This window comes from Pseudoalteromonas sp. SCSIO 43088, from assembly GCF_023650795.1.
GTDB classification, from domain to species: Bacteria; Pseudomonadota; Gammaproteobacteria; order Enterobacterales; family Alteromonadaceae; genus Pseudoalteromonas; species Pseudoalteromonas shioyasakiensis.
In genome coordinates, this window is sequence record NZ_CP072675.1 from 1,812,004 (window position 1) to 1,828,368 (window position 16,365).

Below are 16,365 nucleotides of genomic sequence, written 5' to 3' on the forward strand. Positions count from 1 at the left end.
GAAAATAACGCATTGGCGTTTTTAATAAAGGAAAGAAGAATGAGCGACATCCAAGAACGCGTAAAGAAAATTATCATTGAGCAACTAGGTGTTAAAGAAGAAGAAGTAAAACATGAAGCTTCTTTCGTTGACGACTTAGGTGCTGATTCACTTGACACTGTAGAACTAGTAATGGCTCTTGAAGAAGAATTCGACACTGAGATCCCAGACGAAGAAGCTGAAAAGATCACTACAGTTCAAGCTGCAATCGATTACGTTACAGCTCACGCTGAGTAATTTTACGCATTTTGATTTTAAGGGCAGCATTAAGCTGCCCTTAGTCTATCTATAGAATGATACTAATAAATTTGGTATACACCCCACCTAAAATAATTTCCTTATTGGAGGCAACCCGTGGCTAAACGTCGAGTCGTCGTAACTGGCTTAGGAATGTTGACACCGCTAGGTAATGATGTTGAATCTACTTGGCAAGGTTTGTTAAACGGTAAAAGTGGTATTCAAACTATCACGCATTTCGATACCTCAAGTTTCGGCACCAAATTCGCAGGTTTGCTGAATGACTTTGATGCATCAGCTTACATGTCACCGAAAGATGCAAAGAAAATGGATTTGTTTATCCAATATGGCATTGCAGCGGGTGTACAAGCACTACAAGATTCTGGTCTAGAGATCACTGAAGAAAACGCCACTCGTGTTGGTGTAGCAGTGGGTTCTGGCATCGGTGGTTTAACTTTAATTGAAGAAAACCACATCAAACTATTAAACAGCGGCCCGCGTAAGCTTTCTCCGTTCTACGTGCCTTCGACCATTATCAATATGATTTCTGGTCATTTATCGATTATGCACGGTTTACGTGGTCCTAATATTTCAATCGTTACAGCCTGTACTACAGGTCTACATAACATTGGTCATGCTGCGCGTATGATTGCATACGGCGATGCAGATGCAATGGTAGCCGGTGGTGCTGAAAAAGCATCGACACCAATTGGTATGGGTGGCTTTAATGCAGCACGTGCATTATCAACTCGTAACGATGATCCACAAGCAGCATCACGCCCTTGGGATAAAGACCGTGATGGTTTTGTTCTTGCTGATGGTGCTGGTGTTATCGTACTTGAAGAATATGAGCATGCTAAAGCACGTGGCGCGAAAATCTACGCTGAACTCGTTGGTTTTGGTATGAGTGGTGATGCATATCACATGACGTCTCCACCTGAAGACGGTGCAGGCGCAGCTCTAGCGATGGAAAATGCCCTAAACGATGCACAAGTTAATGCAGACCAAGTTGGTTACATTAATGCTCATGGAACATCGACTAATGCAGGCGATAAAGCCGAAACATCAGCTGTTAAAACTATTTTTGGTGATGCAGCGAAAGATGTGATGGTAAGTTCATCTAAATCAATGATGGGTCACTTGTTAGGTGCAGCAGGTTCGGTAGAGTCGATCATTACTATCTTGTCACTTGTTGACCAGAAAGTAAGCCCTACAATCAACCTTGATAACCCAGATGAAGGCTGTGATTTAGACTACGTACCGCACACTGCACGTGACGCTAAATTGGATTACGCACTATGTAATTCATTTGGTTTTGGTGGTACTAATGGCTCGTTGCTATTTAAAAAGGTATAATTCTTTTTAACAACGGACTAAAAAGAAGAGCCCAGTTGTTTAACTGGGCTTTTTTGTATGAGTAAATTAAAACAAACAATAAAAATAATCACACCAGACACCACAATAAGCACGCAAGACCGTGGCTTAAATTATGGTGATGGCTTTTTTACCACCGCCTCTGTGGTGAATTCTGTCGTTGAGCACTGGGATTTACACAAAGCGCGTTTAGAAGAATGCGCGCAAAGACTATTTTTCCCCGAATTAGATTTAACCGCAATTGAGCGTGAAGTTAACCACACAATCAGTGATACACAAACTGGTATTTTAAAAATAGTTATCACCCGTGGTGCAGGTGGGCGTGGTTATGGCTTACCAGATACACCAAGTATTCAAGTGCTGATCAGTATAATGCCTGCAGTTTCACACTATAAAAGTTGGCAGCAGCAGGGCGTAAGCTTAGCAGTCAGCGACGTGAAACTTGCACATCAACCTTTACTTGCAGGCTTAAAAACATTGAACCGTCTAGAGCAAGTGCTTATCAAAAAGCAAATGAGCAGCCTTGAATGTGATGACGTTGTTGTTCTTGATTATGATAACAATGTGATTGAATGTTCGGCTGCAAATTTATTTGCTATTAAAGACGGTCAAGTTATGTCACCTAAGTTAGACCGCTGCGGTATCACTGGGGTTTATCTCAGCGCTTTATGTGATAAGTTAGCCATTGAATTTAAAGCAATCCAATTAGATGAGCTTTTAGCTATGGATGCCGTATTTATGTGTAACAGTTTAATGGGCGTGGTTCCCGTTGCACGGATTGCTGATACACAGTTTGATATTGAATGCAGTAAAGCGCTATTAGCGGCGCAGTTTGCCAAGGAGAGTGTGTGATAAAAGTCATTGTTAGCGTGCTGTTATTAGCATTGCTATGTTGTGGTATTGGCTATCAACAGCTTCAATCAGCATTAAAAATGCCGTTAAAGGTTGAAAATAGTACTTTATTTAAAGTAGAACGTGGCACTGGCTTTAATCAGCTTTGCCAAGCATGGCAAACAAAGCAGTGGGTTGATAGCTGTTTTAAATTTCAGGTACTTGCTAAATTAGATCCTACGCTTACTGATCTAAAAGCGGGTCTATATGAACTGGATACAAGCGCTGTTATTGATAATATTCGTCGTATCAATCAAGGTGCACAAGTGAGCTTTAGCTTTACAATTATTGAAGGTCAGCCACTTCGAGACGTTGTTGCTAATATTCAAAAGCAAGCACATTTAACACAAGACTTAGATACAGAAAATTTAGCGGCGCAGATAAGTAGCACACAACAAAATTTAGAAGGCTGGTTGTTCCCTGACACCTATCACTACCATAGTGAAGATACTGCCAGCGGCGTATTAAAACGTGCATACAACAAAATGCAGCAGGAATTAGACGCTGCATGGCAAACTAGAGCAGCAGATTTGGTGTTAAGTTCACCGTATGAAGCGTTAATACTGGCTTCTATCATCGAAAAAGAAACGGGCCTTGCTTCTGAGCGACCATTAATTTCTGCGGTATTTACCAATCGTTTAAAAACCAATATGCGCTTACAAACCGATCCAACTGTGATTTATGGTATTGGTGCTGATTTTGATGGCGATATAAAACGAAAAGATTTAACAACCTATACACCGTATAACACGTATAAGATAAAAGGCTTGCCGCCAACACCCATAGCCATGCCTTCGAAAGCAGCGATTTTGGCCGCGGTTAATCCACCGGAGTCTGAATATGTGTATTTTGTTGCGAAAGGGGATGGCAGCCATCAATTTTCGAAAACATTGCAAGAACATAATCGTGCGGTAAAGCAGTACCAATTAAACTAACAACCAGAATTGAGTCTATGACAGCGAAATTTATAGTGATTGAAGGCCTAGAAGGTGCCGGAAAATCAACGGCCATTGCCGTATGCCAAGCTTATTTAGAAAACAAGCAAGTCGATTTTATTAATGTACGTGAGCCTGGCGGTACAGCTATGGCTGAAGAGCTGCGTAATATCGTCAAACAGGCTCACCAAGAAACAGTGACGGGCGAAACGGAGCTGTTAATAATGTATGCAGCACGCTCACAATTAGTTGCTAATGTTATTAATCCGGCACTTGAAAAGGGCACTTGGGTTTTAGGTGATCGCCATGATCTTTCATCACAAGCATATCAAGGTGGGGGTCGCGGTATTGAACAGACTAAACTCTCTTTTTTAGCTGATATGGTGCTAAATGGTTTAAAACCGGATTTAACCATTTATTTAGACATTGACCCTGCAGTTGGGCTTGCTCGTGCAAAAGGCCGTGGTGAACTTGATCGTATCGAACAAGAAGCATTAGGCTTTTTTGAGCGCACTCGCGCACGCTACCTTGAAATAGCTAAAACTGATAGCAGTATCAAAACAGTGGATGCAAACCAAACAATGCCAGAAGTACATGCGGCAATCACAACTGTGCTTGATAACTTTTTTGCAGGTTTAAATTAATATGCCTTTGCCGTGGCTTGAAGGGCTTTATCAGCAACTAGCGCAAAGTTTTGCACAGCAACGCTTTCATCATGCCCAGCTATTTAATGGTGATAAAGGTGTTGGCAAACAATGTTTAGTCGATTCGCTCGCCGATGGCTTACTTTGCGCGTCACCTGTAAATTTAAAAGCCTGTGGCAATTGTAAAAGCTGTCAACTTAATCAAGCGGGTACTCATCCTGATAAACGCGTTTTAAAGGTGGAAGGCCAAACAATAGGCGTTGATGAAATTCGTGAGATCAGTGATTTTATCAACCATTCAGCGGCGCAAAATGGTAACAAAGTAGTTGTGCTCGAACAGTGTCACAAAATGACCACTGCTGCGGCTAATGCTTTATTAAAAACCCTTGAAGAGCCAAGCTTACGCCGTTATTTATTGTTAACGTGCGAGCAAACAGCATTATTACCTGCAACAATTTTAAGTCGCTGTGCCGTACACGAAATAAAAGTTAACTCTGAATATACGAAAAAATGGTTAGCATCATTAAGTATTGCTAATTATTCATGGTTAGAGTTGTTCGCTAGGCAACCTTTACTTGTTCAGCAGTGGCAAAATGACAACCAACTTGAAGCTGTCGATTCTCTTTATAAATTTGCAACTGAGATAAAAGACAGCCATAATTTCAGTGCGTTAGTCGACATCCTTAATAAAGATCATAGCTTGGTTAATGTATTTGCTTTGTTCTTAACAGAGCATCTTAAAACGCAATTAATGTTAGGAATGGACTTTTTCAATTATCAGAAAGCACAAACTGCAATTTCAGAGTTTCTTTATAATAACTCACATGTGCTTGGCTTGAATATGGAACTAGCCATTTCACAATTAGCGTTTACTTTACGTGAAAGCCAAAATTAGGAAGTATCGTGCAAGAATTATTAGTAGATATTGAAGACTTAGAAGAATTATATCGCTGTTACATGCCTTATCTAAAAAATGGTGGTTTGTTTGTTCGCACTAATATGCGCTTTGAAATGGGTCATTCATTGGCTTTAAAGGTCACATTACCAGATGCATTAGAAGATGATGTAGTAACGGGTAAAGTTGCTTGGATCACACCACAAGGTGCACAAAGCTCAAACCCACCAGGTATTGGTGTTAATTTTATCGATGATAAAACCAATTTGAATGCGAAAATCGAAAAACTACTCGGTACTATGTTAAACTCCGGCAATCCGACCTATACCATGTAATAAAAGTAGTACCATGATTGTAGATTCTCATTGTCATTTAGATCGTTTAGATTTTGAAAAACTAGACTTAGACTTAGACCAAGTACTAGATAATGCTCGCGCTAAAAAGGTTGAACACTTTTTATGTGTAAGTGTAACTTTAGATCAATTCCCAAGTATGCTGGATAAAATTAAGAACTATCCAGATGTTTCTGCATCATGCGGTGTGCATCCACTCGATCAAAAAGACGCACTCGATAAGCAAAAGCTTATTTCACTTGCAAGCCACGACAAAGTGGTTGCTATTGGCGAAACGGGTCTTGATTACTATTACTCAAAAGACACCCATATTGTTCAGCAAGAGAGTTTCGTCGGTCATATCGACGTTGCCAATGAGCTAAATAAGCCGCTTATTATTCATACACGAGACGCTAGAGAAGACACTATTAACTTAATGCGCGCTCACAATGCCGAGAACTGTGGCGGTGTATTGCATTGTTTTACAGAAAACTGGGAAATGGCCAAAAAAGCCATTGATATGGGCTTTTATATTTCGATTTCGGGCATTGTTACGTTTAAAAATGCAGTAGAGTTAAAAGACGTTGTAAAGCAAATTCCGCTAGATCGCTTACTAATCGAAACAGATTCACCGTATTTAGCACCTGTGCCATATCGTGGTAAAACAAATCAACCAGCCTATGTTGAAGATGTCGCTTACTACATTGCTGAGTTAAAAGGGCTCACTTTTAACGAATTAGCTGAAGCAACAACTAAAAACTTTTATTCGTTGTTCAATCAGGCTAAAAGGGCGTAATAGTGGACGGCGTATCGAACTTACCTCAGTTAGTAATGGGGCCAATGGTACGCCGAGCAGATGCAGGGCGAGTGTGCTTTCAATTTGTTACAACTTTGCCTTGCCAATACCGAATAGAGTTTAAAGGTGTTGAGACATTCTCTAGCTTAGAATCAATCCAATTAGGGCAACACCTTTACTTAAATTTCATTAATGTCATGCCAGTCAGTGGCCAGTTTGCAGTTGATTCACTGATCTACTATTCATTACATGATGAAGAAAAAAGCCTTGATTTATCGTCTTATTGCTATGAACGTGCCGAATCTCCGGCATTTGTGATCCCAAATCGACTCGATAGAATTCTTCATGGTTCGTGTCGTAATCCTCATCACCCTGCAAAAGACAGCCTTGTTGCTGCAGATAATTGGCAAAATGATCAGCGCCAATCGCTTAATGCAGGTGCTGATTTATTATTGTTATCTGGCGACCAAATATATGCGGATGATGTCGCAGGGCCAATGCTGCTCGCGATTGAAAAAGTGATTAGTCTATTTGGTGTGTTTCAAGAACCAGAGCTTGATTTAGATTTGCCAGAAGAGTTTGAGCAGCAACTATATCAGCGCCATTTACACTTACCCAAAGTACCTTGGCAGAAAAGGAGCAAATTTGGTGTTGGTTATTGGCTCAAAAAAGACGAGCCACACTTCTCAAGTTTAAAAGCTGAAAACCACTTAATTCATTTTCAAGAATTTATTGCGCTTTATTTATTAAACTTCAGCGCTGTTACTTGGCAGCTAATAGATTTTGAATCAATTGAATGCCCAGCATTAGCCCCTAAATACGCTAACTTATTTAAACTTGAAAAGGACGCACTGGTTGGCTTTGCAAAGGGTCTTCAAAGCGTTGAAAGGTTATTCGCTAATGTGTCGACATTAATGATGTTTGACGATCATGATGTCACCGATGATTGGAACTTAACCGCAGGCTGGGAGCAGGCTATTTATCAGCACCCAGCTAGCCGTCGTATTGTAAATAATGGTTTAATTAGTTATTGGTTAATGCAGGGGATTGGTAATGATGCAGGCGATAACTCACTGTCTTTATTACCCAGCTTTAAAGAAAGTCTGCAGCAACAGAGCTGGTATTTTAAAGACTTTGATAAGTTAATACTCAATTTTAACCATTGGCATTACGAGCTTAATACCATTCCAAAGGTTGTAGTGCTCGATACCCGAACCCATCGCTGGCGTAATGAACAAAACTTCAATGAGCCATCAGGTTTACTTGATTGGGAAAGGCTCACTGAATTAGAAGAAAGCTTACTGTCTCACGATAAAGTGATTATCGTATCTCCAGCTCCGGTGTTTGGTGTTAAATCGATTGAAGCAATTCAAGCGATTTTTAATTTTTGCGGGCAACCCTTGTTAGTTGATGTTGAAAACTGGATGGCCCATGAAGGTTCTGCTAAAAAGTTGCTAGATACTTTTCGCCGTGAAGATACGCCAAAAGAAACCTTGATCCTCTCTGGTGATGTTCATTATTCATTTTGTTTTTCAGTTCAAAAGCGCTTTGGTAAGCATAAAAATCGGATTTGGCAGTTAACCGCCAGTGGTATTAAAAATGAGTTCCCACGCAAACTTATTAATGTACTCGATAAGCTCGACTCAATTTTATATGCGCCAAAAAGCCCACTTAACTTTTTCACTAAACGTTGGCAAATGGAAGTTGATAAACACCAAACCATAGGCGAAGGGCAAAAGTATTTGGTCAGTAATGCGGCTATCAGCTTAATTGAGCTCAATGACGGTTTGCTTGCTAAATATGAACTTATTCACGCTGATAACCAAATAACTGAATTCGATTTAAACGATAATTAATCTATTGCTTTGCGATTCGCCTCAACGTAGTCAGCAACATTACTTACTGTATCTAACCAAAACCCATTTTTAGGATCTTGTAGATAAACAATGAGCTGCTCTAGCGCGTCGGTGCCGGTAGTGTACTGATCTCGTTTGCCAATATCGTGGCCTGCCAGAATGATCCAACTATTGTTAGTTCGGTGCTGCTCTATGGTTTTTTGGATCTCTTCGAAAGTAAGTCCATCAATGGGTAAGCTAGTTAACTGCGAAAAGTCTGTAAAGTTGGGGTTATTCGCCGTTTCGTCGAGCCAAGTTCTACCTGTTTTAAAGTGCTTGGCTATTAACGGTACATAACTTTTAGTATTTGCACCACGGCCAACAAAGGTGTTTCCGCAAGGGTAGGCAAAAGCGGTTGGTGTCACGTTGAGTGTGGCTTTTATATAGTCTTGCCCCTTTAAGATATCTTGCTCCATTTCTTTTAACGTAAATTGTTCAAGCGACACCCCAAGTTCACGAAGCCATTCAAAGTTGCCGGTACACAAGTGGCTTGCCGTATGATTCGCAATTTCGTGACCTGTTTTTACAGCCATTTGCCACTTTTCAACACGTTCTTTTACGTTAAAAGGGGATACATAAAATGTCGCTTTTATTTGGTATTTGTTTAAAAGCGCTAAACCGGTATCAACTTGGCTATGTCTTGCATCATCAAAAGTGATACTGACAGCATTTTTAGCCTTATTAGGGTAGTCAAAGCCTAGGTAGTCACTGCTTTTTGCCAGAGTTTGGCAGCTGATTAAAAGTGGTAGTACGACGCACAAGGGTTTAAGCATAATCAATCCTTTATCATTGTTTTTACAATGAAATCAAAAAGACTAATGCTTTGCTATGCGACTTTTGAATAAAAAACGCCCAGAACGAATCCGCATTGTTCTGGGCTTAGGGGGTGGCTCGTGTGAGCCTGCGCTAACTATAAAAAAACACCTTCTAAATTCAGTAGGGAGAAGTAGAAAGTACTTTTAAGTGTAGTTAATCAGCAGGAAATTGCACGGTAAATGTACAAATTTTATACTAGTTTAAAATCAGTCTGTTACATCTTTTTACCTAAATTAGTGCCTTATTTATACAGTCTTTATGCGCAACTTATACCCAAGTTATCAACTGGGCATTTTGGACCAAATCACGAGGTAATGAGTTCTTAATTTTATTCTTTTGCCACTTACCTAGGCCTACCGGACAACCACATAACATTAAAACTACTTCACCATTATCTTGCGTTGGTTTTTCGAGTCGAATATCTTTACCGTTAAAGTAATCGTTTGCTTGGCAAGCAGACATCTCAAAGGTATTTTTATCGCAATCTTGGCCAAAGACAGTGGCAAACTCGTGAGTTAAGCGAACTCCGCCTTTGTGGATCACACCAAGTTGAATACCTAAACGTGAGTATTTAATTTTATCTTGCAGTTCATCAAAGCCACCAGGAAACAACCAAAGCTCTTTATCACGCTGCATTAGCGTGCCTTTGAGTGATTTTAGACCGAATTGTTTTTTAATTGTTTGCATAAACGCTTGGCTTTGCTTTTTATCAAACTCAGCAAACGGAAATGCGCCTTTTTTAACTTTTTGATTAGGGTTATCGCTTGACGCTATTTTCTTAAATTTAGCTATGAAGAAACCTTCACTGTCGTAAGTTTGCGGCCAAACATGCAAATAACCTTCGCTGGTTGTTGCTTTGTCTGCACCATCAAAAAGGCTATCGAGCGATTGTACTTCGATGCAATCAGGGAACTCTGCTAATAGATACTCACACACTTGTTGGTTTTCAAGCGGTGTTAAAGTACAGGTCGAATACACTAATGTGCCGCCTGGTTTTAAGGCATAAAAGGCACTTTTGATAAGGGCTTTTTGCACAGCAGCAATATCAATATTTGACTCAATTGACCAATTCTTTAGGGCGTCAGCATCTTTACGAACCGTGCCTTCACCTGAACACGGGGCATCTAGCAAAATACTGTCGAAGCACTCATACATGTAATCCCCGAATATCACACCGTCAAAATGTGATAATGCACAATTACCTACGCCCATACGTTTAAGGGTTGCTGCTAATACTTTTAAGCGTGACGATGACAACTCATTGGCCACTAACACGCCACTATTATCCATCATGGCAGCGATTTGTGATGTTTTTGAACCTGGTGCCGATGCCATATCAAGTACCGCATCGCTTTGCTGAACTTCGGCTCTCAGTGCTACAGGCGGTAACATTGAGCTGGCTTCTTGTACATACATAGCACCACTTAAGTGTAAATCGGTATTTCCGATGGCAAGCGCCGCTTCTTCGTCGCTAGGACGTGTTAGCCAGAATCCTTCTTCACACCATGGAATTGCTGTTAATTCCCATCCTTTTTTGGCGCATTGACGCTGAAATTCATCGACTGACATTTTTAAGGTATTTACGCGAACAGATCGTCTGAGTGGGCGGCGACAGGCTGCAATAAAGTCGTCTAATGATAAATGTTCGGGAAGGTAGCTTTTTACATCATCAATAAATGAGTCAGGAATATATGTATTAGCGTCCACTAAATGGCTCTCACATCACGTAATAATAGCTGGATCATACCATTTATAGCGCTATCAGGGGATATTTTTAGCTTTTTAAGAGTGATATTAAAGTGTCGACATATTGCTAATATAAATGTTCTTTATAGCCATTATTTTTGATAAATATCAATTTATGTCGACATTTTGTTGGTTTTTTAGCCTGTTTTTCCGTTCTCAAGGTTGACACTTGCAATGATAGGGCGCATAGTGAACTCACAAATTGTCGACAATCTTAATTTAGTACTTTGATAGACCTATTATGACAGAGCAAAAAGCCAACGATAACTACAACGATATCACGATAACAACAGCATCAGACCAAGTGTTTGTCGACATGCGTCGTGAAATTGTCCAAGGCACCATCGAGCAGGGTAGCAAAATTTCTGAGCCAGAACTTGCTAAACGCTATGGTGTAAGCCGTGCCACCTTACGTGAGGCGCTAAATCGTTTAGAGAGCTGTTATTTGGTAGAGCGTAAAGCAAATGTCGGTTGCCGTGTCGTTGCACTAACAGCTGAGCGTTTAATCGAAGTCTATCAGGTTCGTAGTACCTTAGAAGGGCTGGCTTGTCGTTTAGCTGCCGATAACATGGAACCTGAAGAAGTGCAGGGTTTAAAACAGTTATTGAACCAGCACTTACAAACACAGCGTGTAAAAGAAGGTGAATCATACTACCAAGAAGCGGGCGACCTTGATTTTCATTATCGCATTATTAAAGGGTCGAAAAACGCACACCTAATTCATCTTTTATGTAATGAGTTGTACCAGTTAATTCGTATGTACCGTGTACAAATGGGGATGGTTGGGCCGCGTGTATCAAAAGCGTTTGATGAACACTTGGCTATTATTAATGCCATTGAAAACCATGACGGTGAATTAGCCGAAATGCTTATGAAGCGCCATATCAGTGCGTCTCAGGCAAATATTCAGACTAAGTTTGACTTACTCGCAGCAAAAAATTAGTAGCGCTTTAGTTAAACAGTCACAATTTAGATTTAAAAAATAGAGTTAGCCAAAGAGCTAAAACCGTTCAAAGATAGGAGTTATCCAATGTCAGCAGGATTGAAATTCAAACAGGCAATCGCCAACAACAAGCCATTGCAAGTGGTTGGCACCGTCAACGCGTACTGCGCAATGATGGCAGAAAAAACAGGTCACCAAGCACTTTACCTCTCAGGTGCGGGTGTTGCTAACGCATCATACGGCATGCCAGATTTAGGTATGACTAGCCTTGATAACGTACTTGAAGATATTCGTCGAATCACCAGCGCTACCGACTTACCGCTTCTTGTTGATGCTGACACAGGTTGGGGCGGTGCATTTAATATTGCTCGTACCGTTAAAGAAATGACCAAAGCAGGCGCAGCGGGCTTTCATATTGAAGACCAAGTAGCACAAAAACGTTGTGGTCACCGTCCTAATAAAGAGATCGTGTCTAAAGATGAAATGGTTGACCGTATTAAAGCTGCGGTTGATGCCAAGACAGACAGTGATTTTTATATTATGGCGCGTACTGATGCATTTCAAAAAGAAGGCTTAAATGCCGCGATTGACCGCGCAGCAGCGTGTGTTGAAGCAGGTGCAGACGCCATCTTCGCAGAAGCGGTACATGATTTAGCAGATTACCAAGCGTTTGCTAAAGCGTTAAATGTGCCGATTCTTGCAAATATCACTGAATTTGGTCAAACGCCACTTTATACAAAAGAGCAATTGAGCGAAGTGGGTGTTGAAATTGTACTTTATCCACTTAGTGCATTTAGAGCCATGAACAAAGCCGCACTTAATGTGTATTCGTCTATTCTTAGCGAAGGCTCGCAACAAAGCCAAGTAGACAATATGCAAACACGTGCGGAATTATATGAGTTTTTAGATTATCACTCATATGAAAGCACACTCGATAACCTTTTCTCAGCTAAAAAATCATAACGACAACATATAAGGAGAACACTCATGGTAGATAAAGCATTAGGCGGCGCAGGTTTACGTGGTCAAGTAGCAGGTGAAACAGCACTGTGTACAGTAGGTAAGTCAGGTTCAGGTTTAACTTATTGTGGTTATGATATTAGTGAATTAGCAGATAAAGCGCAGTTTGAAGAAGTGTCTTTTTTACTGTCGCGCGGTGAATTACCAACAGAGTCTGAGCTGACTGAATATAAAGCAAAGCTAAAATCACTACGTGGTTTACCAGATGCACTTAAAACAGTGCTTGAAAACATTCCTAAAGACGCGCATCCAATGGATGTAATGCGTACGGGTTGTTCTATGCTAGGTAACCTAGAAATGGAGCAAGATTTCTCGCAAGCGAATGATGCGATTGATCGCCTAGTTGCCGTATTCCCAAGCATTATTTGTTACTGGTATCGTTTTAGCCATGACGGCGTTCGTATTGAAACTGAAACAGATGATGATTCGGTAGGTGCACACTTCTTACGTTTATTACATGACGAAGCACCATCAGCACTGTTCGAGCAAGTAATGAATGTGTCTTTAATTCTTTATGCAGAGCATGAGTTTAATGCATCAACATTCACTGCGCGTGTGTGTGCATCAACATTGTCTGATATTCACTCTTGTGTAACGGGTGCTATTGGTAGTTTACGTGGTCCATTACATGGTGGTGCGAACGAAGCGGCTATGGATATGATTGAAGGCTTCACAAGTGCAGACCAAGCTGAAGATGCACTGATGGGTATGCTTGAGCGTAAAGACAAGATCATGGGCTTTGGTCATGCCATTTACCGTGAATCAGATCCACGCAACGTGATCATCAAAAAGTGGTCAGAAAAACTGGCAGCAGAAGTGGGTGATGATGTTCTATATCCTGTGTCTGTTCGCTGTGAAGAAGTTATGTGGCGTGAAAAGAAATTATTCTGTAATGCTGATTTCTTCCATGCATCTGCGTATCACTTCATGGGGATCCCAACTAAGTTATTCACGCCAATTTTCGTGATGAGCCGTGTAACAGGTTGGACAGCGCACGTGAAAGAGCAACGTGCTAATAACCGTATTATTCGCCCAAGTGCAGATTATACGGGCCCAGAAGCGCGTAGCTATACGCCAATTTCTGAGCGTTAATCGTAATTAAATCAGTGATAGGGGTAGCTTGGCTGCCCCTTTATGAAGGGGCGAAATAAATACAAAAACAATCAGGCCACCTTTGTTCACCGTCACCAAGTACAAGTAGAATCATCATGAATACAAATTTTAGAAAACCATTAGCAGGCACCGGCGTCGATTACTTTGATACGCGCGCTGCTGTTGATGCAATTAAACCGGGCAGCTATGACACACTTCCTTACACATCAAGAGTACTTGCCGAAAACTTAGTTCGTCGCTGTGACCCTGAAATGCTAAATGATGCACTGTCGCAGTTAATTGACCGCAAGCGTGATTTAGATTTTCCATGGTTTCCTGCGCGTGTTGTGTGTCACGATATCTTAGGTCAAACAGCGTTAGTTGATTTAGCAGGCTTGCGTGATGCAATAGCTGCAAAAGGCGGCGATCCTGCAAAAGTGAACCCTGTGGTACCTACACAGTTAATTGTTGATCATTCATTAGCGGTTGAACACGCAGGTTTTGAACCTGACGCATTTGAAAAAAACCGTGCTATTGAAGACCGTCGTAACGATGACCGATTCCACTTTATCAATTGGACAAAAACAGCATTTAAAAATATTGATGTGATCCCGCCGGGTAACGGCATTATGCATCAAATCAATTTAGAGAAAATGTCACCTGTGATCCAAAAACGTGATGGCGTGGCATTCCCAGATACATTAGTTGGTACAGATAGCCACACACCTATGGTTGATGCGCTAGGTGTAATTGCTGTCGGTGTAGGTGGCCTTGAAGCTGAAAGCGTGATGCTTGGCCGTGCATCTTACATGCGTTTACCTGATATTGTAGGTGTTGAACTAAAAGGCAAGCCACAACCGGGTATTACTGCAACCGATATCGTATTAGCGATCACCGAATTTTTACGTAATGAAAGAGTTGTGTCGACCTACCTTGAATTTTATGGTGAAGGTGCCGATGCACTTACCCTAGGTGATAGAGCAACTATCTCTAATATGACGCCAGAGTTTGGCGCAACAGCTGCGATGTTCTACATCGATGACAACACACTTGATTACCTACGTTTAACAGGCCGTGAAGAAGAGCAAGTTAAACTAGTTGAAACTTACGCAAAAGAGACTGGCCTTTGGAGTGATAGCCTTAAAACAGCCGAGTATGAGCGTGTGTTAACTTTTGATCTGTCTTCAGTTGGTCGCAATATTGCGGGCCCTTCAAATCCACATCGCCGTGTTGCAACAAGCGAACTTGATAAAGCAGGTATCACTGGCGTTGTTGAGAATGAAGAAGGCTTAATGCCAGATGGCGCCTGTATCATTGCTGCAATCACAAGTTGTACGAATACCAGTAACCCACGCAACGTTATTGCTGCAGGTTTACTTGCGCGTAATGCCAACGCTAAAGGGTTAACTCGTAAGCCATGGGTTAAAACATCACTGGCACCGGGTTCTAAAGCGGTTAAGTCTTACTTAGAAGAAGCCAATTTATTACCTGAGCTTGAACAACTTGGCTTTGGTATTGTTGCCTTCGCGTGTACAACCTGTAACGGCATGAGTGGTGCGCTTGATCCAAAAATTCAGCAAGAAGTGATTGACCGAGACCTATACGCAACGGCTGTACTTTCGGGTAACCGTAACTTCGATGGTCGTATTCACCCTTATGCTAAACAAGCATTCTTAGCTTCACCACCACTGGTTGTTGCTTATGCTATTGCCGGTACTATTCGTTTTGATATCGAAAAAGATGTATTAGGGCATGATCAACAAGGCAACGAAATTCGCCTTATGGATTTATGGCCATCAGACGAAGAAATTGATGCAGTGATTAAACAAAGTGTTAAACCTGAGCAGTTCAAAAAGGTTTACGAGCCAATGTTTGATTTAAGTGTAGATTATGGCGAAGACAACGATCCGCTTTACCAATGGCGTCCACAAAGTACTTATATTCGCCGTCCTCCTTATTGGGAAGGCGCATTAGCGGGTGAACGCTCTTTGAGTGATATGCGTGCCTTAGCTGTGTTGGGCGACAACATCACTACTGATCACTTATCGCCTTCAAATGCGATTCTAGCGTCAAGTGCTGCTGGTGAGTACCTCGCTAAAATGGGTCTCCCAGAAGAAGATTTTAACTCGTATGCTACTCACCGAGGTGACCATTTAACAGCACAGCGTGCAACATTTGCTAACCCTAAGTTACTGAATGAAATGGTTAAAGAAAATGGTGAAGTGAAGCAAGGTTCATATGCTCGCATTGAACCTGAAGGCAAAGTGACGCGTATGTGGGAAGCTATCGAAACCTACATGCAGCGCAAACAACCGCTTATCATTGTGGCTGGTGCCGATTATGGTCAAGGGTCATCACGTGACTGGGCTGCAAAAGGTGTACGCCTAGCTGGTGTTCAAGTGATTGCAGCCGAAGGCTTTGAGCGTATTCACCGTACCAACTTAATTGGTATGGGTGTATTACCGCTTGAGTTTAAAGCAGGTACCACGCGAACTACGCTAGGTATTGATGGTAGTGAGAGTTTCAGTGTTAAAGGTGAGCCAACACCAGGCGCAACACTGACACTAGTGATTACCCGTGCCAATGGTGAAATCGTTGAAGTACCAATGACGTGCCGTTTAGATACAGCTGAAGAAGTGTCAATTTATTCAGCGGGTGGTGTACTGCAACGTTTCGCGCAAGATTTTTTAGAATCTGAGGAGCACTAAGC

The 16,365-nt window shown here is 41.4% G+C and carries 15 protein-coding genes; 13 read left to right on the top strand and 2 right to left on the bottom strand.

Annotated features, from left to right (window positions below; all coding sequences use genetic code 11):
- Positions 1–39 precede the first annotated feature (39 nt).
- The 9 genes from acpP (at position 40) to J8Z28_RS08465 (ending at position 7,999) form a co-directional block, all read left to right on the top strand.
- A complete protein-coding gene (gene acpP, locus J8Z28_RS08425) occupies positions 40–276 on the top strand; it encodes an acyl carrier protein (RefSeq protein WP_016707440.1) in 237 nt (78 codons plus the stop codon).
- 117 nt (positions 277–393) lie between these two features.
- Positions 394–1,632 (top strand): beta-ketoacyl-ACP synthase II, encoded by a 1,239-nt coding sequence (gene fabF / locus J8Z28_RS08430; protein ID WP_054554715.1) that lies wholly within the window; start codon positions 394–396, stop codon positions 1,630–1,632.
- 57 nt (positions 1,633–1,689) lie between these two features.
- Positions 1,690–2,502 (top strand): aminodeoxychorismate lyase, encoded by an 813-nt coding sequence (pabC, locus tag J8Z28_RS08435; RefSeq protein ID WP_250660304.1) that lies wholly within the window; start codon positions 1,690–1,692, stop codon positions 2,500–2,502.
- Positions 2,499–3,476 carry an endolytic transglycosylase MltG gene (mltG, locus tag J8Z28_RS08440; protein ID WP_250660305.1) on the top strand — a complete coding sequence of 326 codons (978 nt, stop codon included), beginning with the start codon at positions 2,499–2,501 and terminating at the stop codon, positions 3,474–3,476. Before pabC ends, mltG begins: the two co-directional genes overlap by 4 nt.
- A gap of 17 nt (positions 3,477–3,493) precedes the next feature.
- Positions 3,494–4,120, top strand: coding sequence for a dTMP kinase (tmk, locus tag J8Z28_RS08445; protein WP_054561369.1), 627 nt, complete (start codon positions 3,494–3,496; stop codon positions 4,118–4,120).
- 1 nt (position 4,121) lies between these two features.
- Positions 4,122–5,015, top strand: coding sequence for a DNA polymerase III subunit (locus tag J8Z28_RS08450; protein WP_250660306.1), 894 nt, complete (start codon positions 4,122–4,124; stop codon positions 5,013–5,015).
- An 8-nt stretch (positions 5,016–5,023) separates the two neighbouring features.
- The gene (locus J8Z28_RS08455; protein WP_054554720.1) at positions 5,024–5,350 is read left to right on the top strand and encodes a PilZ domain-containing protein; all 327 of its coding nucleotides are present in this window, start codon (positions 5,024–5,026) and stop codon (positions 5,348–5,350) included.
- Between the two features lie 13 nt (positions 5,351–5,363).
- The gene (locus tag J8Z28_RS08460) at positions 5,364–6,143 is read left to right on the top strand and encodes a TatD family hydrolase (RefSeq protein ID WP_250660307.1); all 780 of its coding nucleotides are present in this window, start codon (positions 5,364–5,366) and stop codon (positions 6,141–6,143) included.
- A complete protein-coding gene (locus J8Z28_RS08465; protein WP_502934621.1) occupies positions 6,143–7,999 on the top strand; it encodes an alkaline phosphatase D family protein in 1,857 nt (618 codons plus the stop codon). Before J8Z28_RS08460 ends, J8Z28_RS08465 begins: the two co-directional genes overlap by 1 nt.
- Here the strand turns inward: J8Z28_RS08465 and J8Z28_RS08470 are convergent.
- Positions 7,996–8,811: a polysaccharide deacetylase family protein gene (locus tag J8Z28_RS08470; RefSeq protein ID WP_054561372.1), complete on the bottom strand. Its 816-nt coding sequence runs from the start codon at positions 8,809–8,811 to the stop codon at positions 7,996–7,998. The two genes, J8Z28_RS08465 and J8Z28_RS08470, sit on opposite strands and share 4 nt — an antisense overlap.
- Before the next feature lie 310 nt (positions 8,812–9,121).
- On the bottom strand, positions 9,122–10,561 hold the full coding sequence (rsmF, locus tag J8Z28_RS08475) for a 16S rRNA (cytosine(1407)-C(5))-methyltransferase RsmF (protein ID WP_055198655.1): 1,440 nt from the start codon (positions 10,559–10,561) through the stop codon (positions 9,122–9,124).
- Between the two features lie 280 nt (positions 10,562–10,841).
- On the opposite strand from rsmF, the gene J8Z28_RS08480 reads away from it, so the two are divergent.
- The 4 genes from J8Z28_RS08480 to acnD all read left to right on the top strand — a co-directional run bounded on the left by J8Z28_RS08480 (position 10,842) and on the right by acnD (position 16,363).
- On the top strand, positions 10,842–11,543 hold the full coding sequence (locus J8Z28_RS08480; protein ID WP_250660308.1) for a GntR family transcriptional regulator: 702 nt from the start codon (positions 10,842–10,844) through the stop codon (positions 11,541–11,543).
- Positions 11,544–11,630: 87 nt separating this feature from the next.
- The gene (gene prpB / locus J8Z28_RS08485; protein WP_250660309.1) at positions 11,631–12,506 is read left to right on the top strand and encodes a methylisocitrate lyase; all 876 of its coding nucleotides are present in this window, start codon (positions 11,631–11,633) and stop codon (positions 12,504–12,506) included.
- Positions 12,507–12,530: 24 nt separating this feature from the next.
- Positions 12,531–13,655, top strand: coding sequence for a bifunctional 2-methylcitrate synthase/citrate synthase (prpC, locus tag J8Z28_RS08490; RefSeq protein ID WP_054554725.1), 1,125 nt, complete (start codon positions 12,531–12,533; stop codon positions 13,653–13,655).
- 116 nt (positions 13,656–13,771) lie between these two features.
- A complete protein-coding gene (gene acnD / locus J8Z28_RS08495) occupies positions 13,772–16,363 on the top strand; it encodes a Fe/S-dependent 2-methylisocitrate dehydratase AcnD (protein WP_054561377.1) in 2,592 nt (863 codons plus the stop codon).
- Positions 16,364–16,365 lie beyond the last annotated feature (2 nt).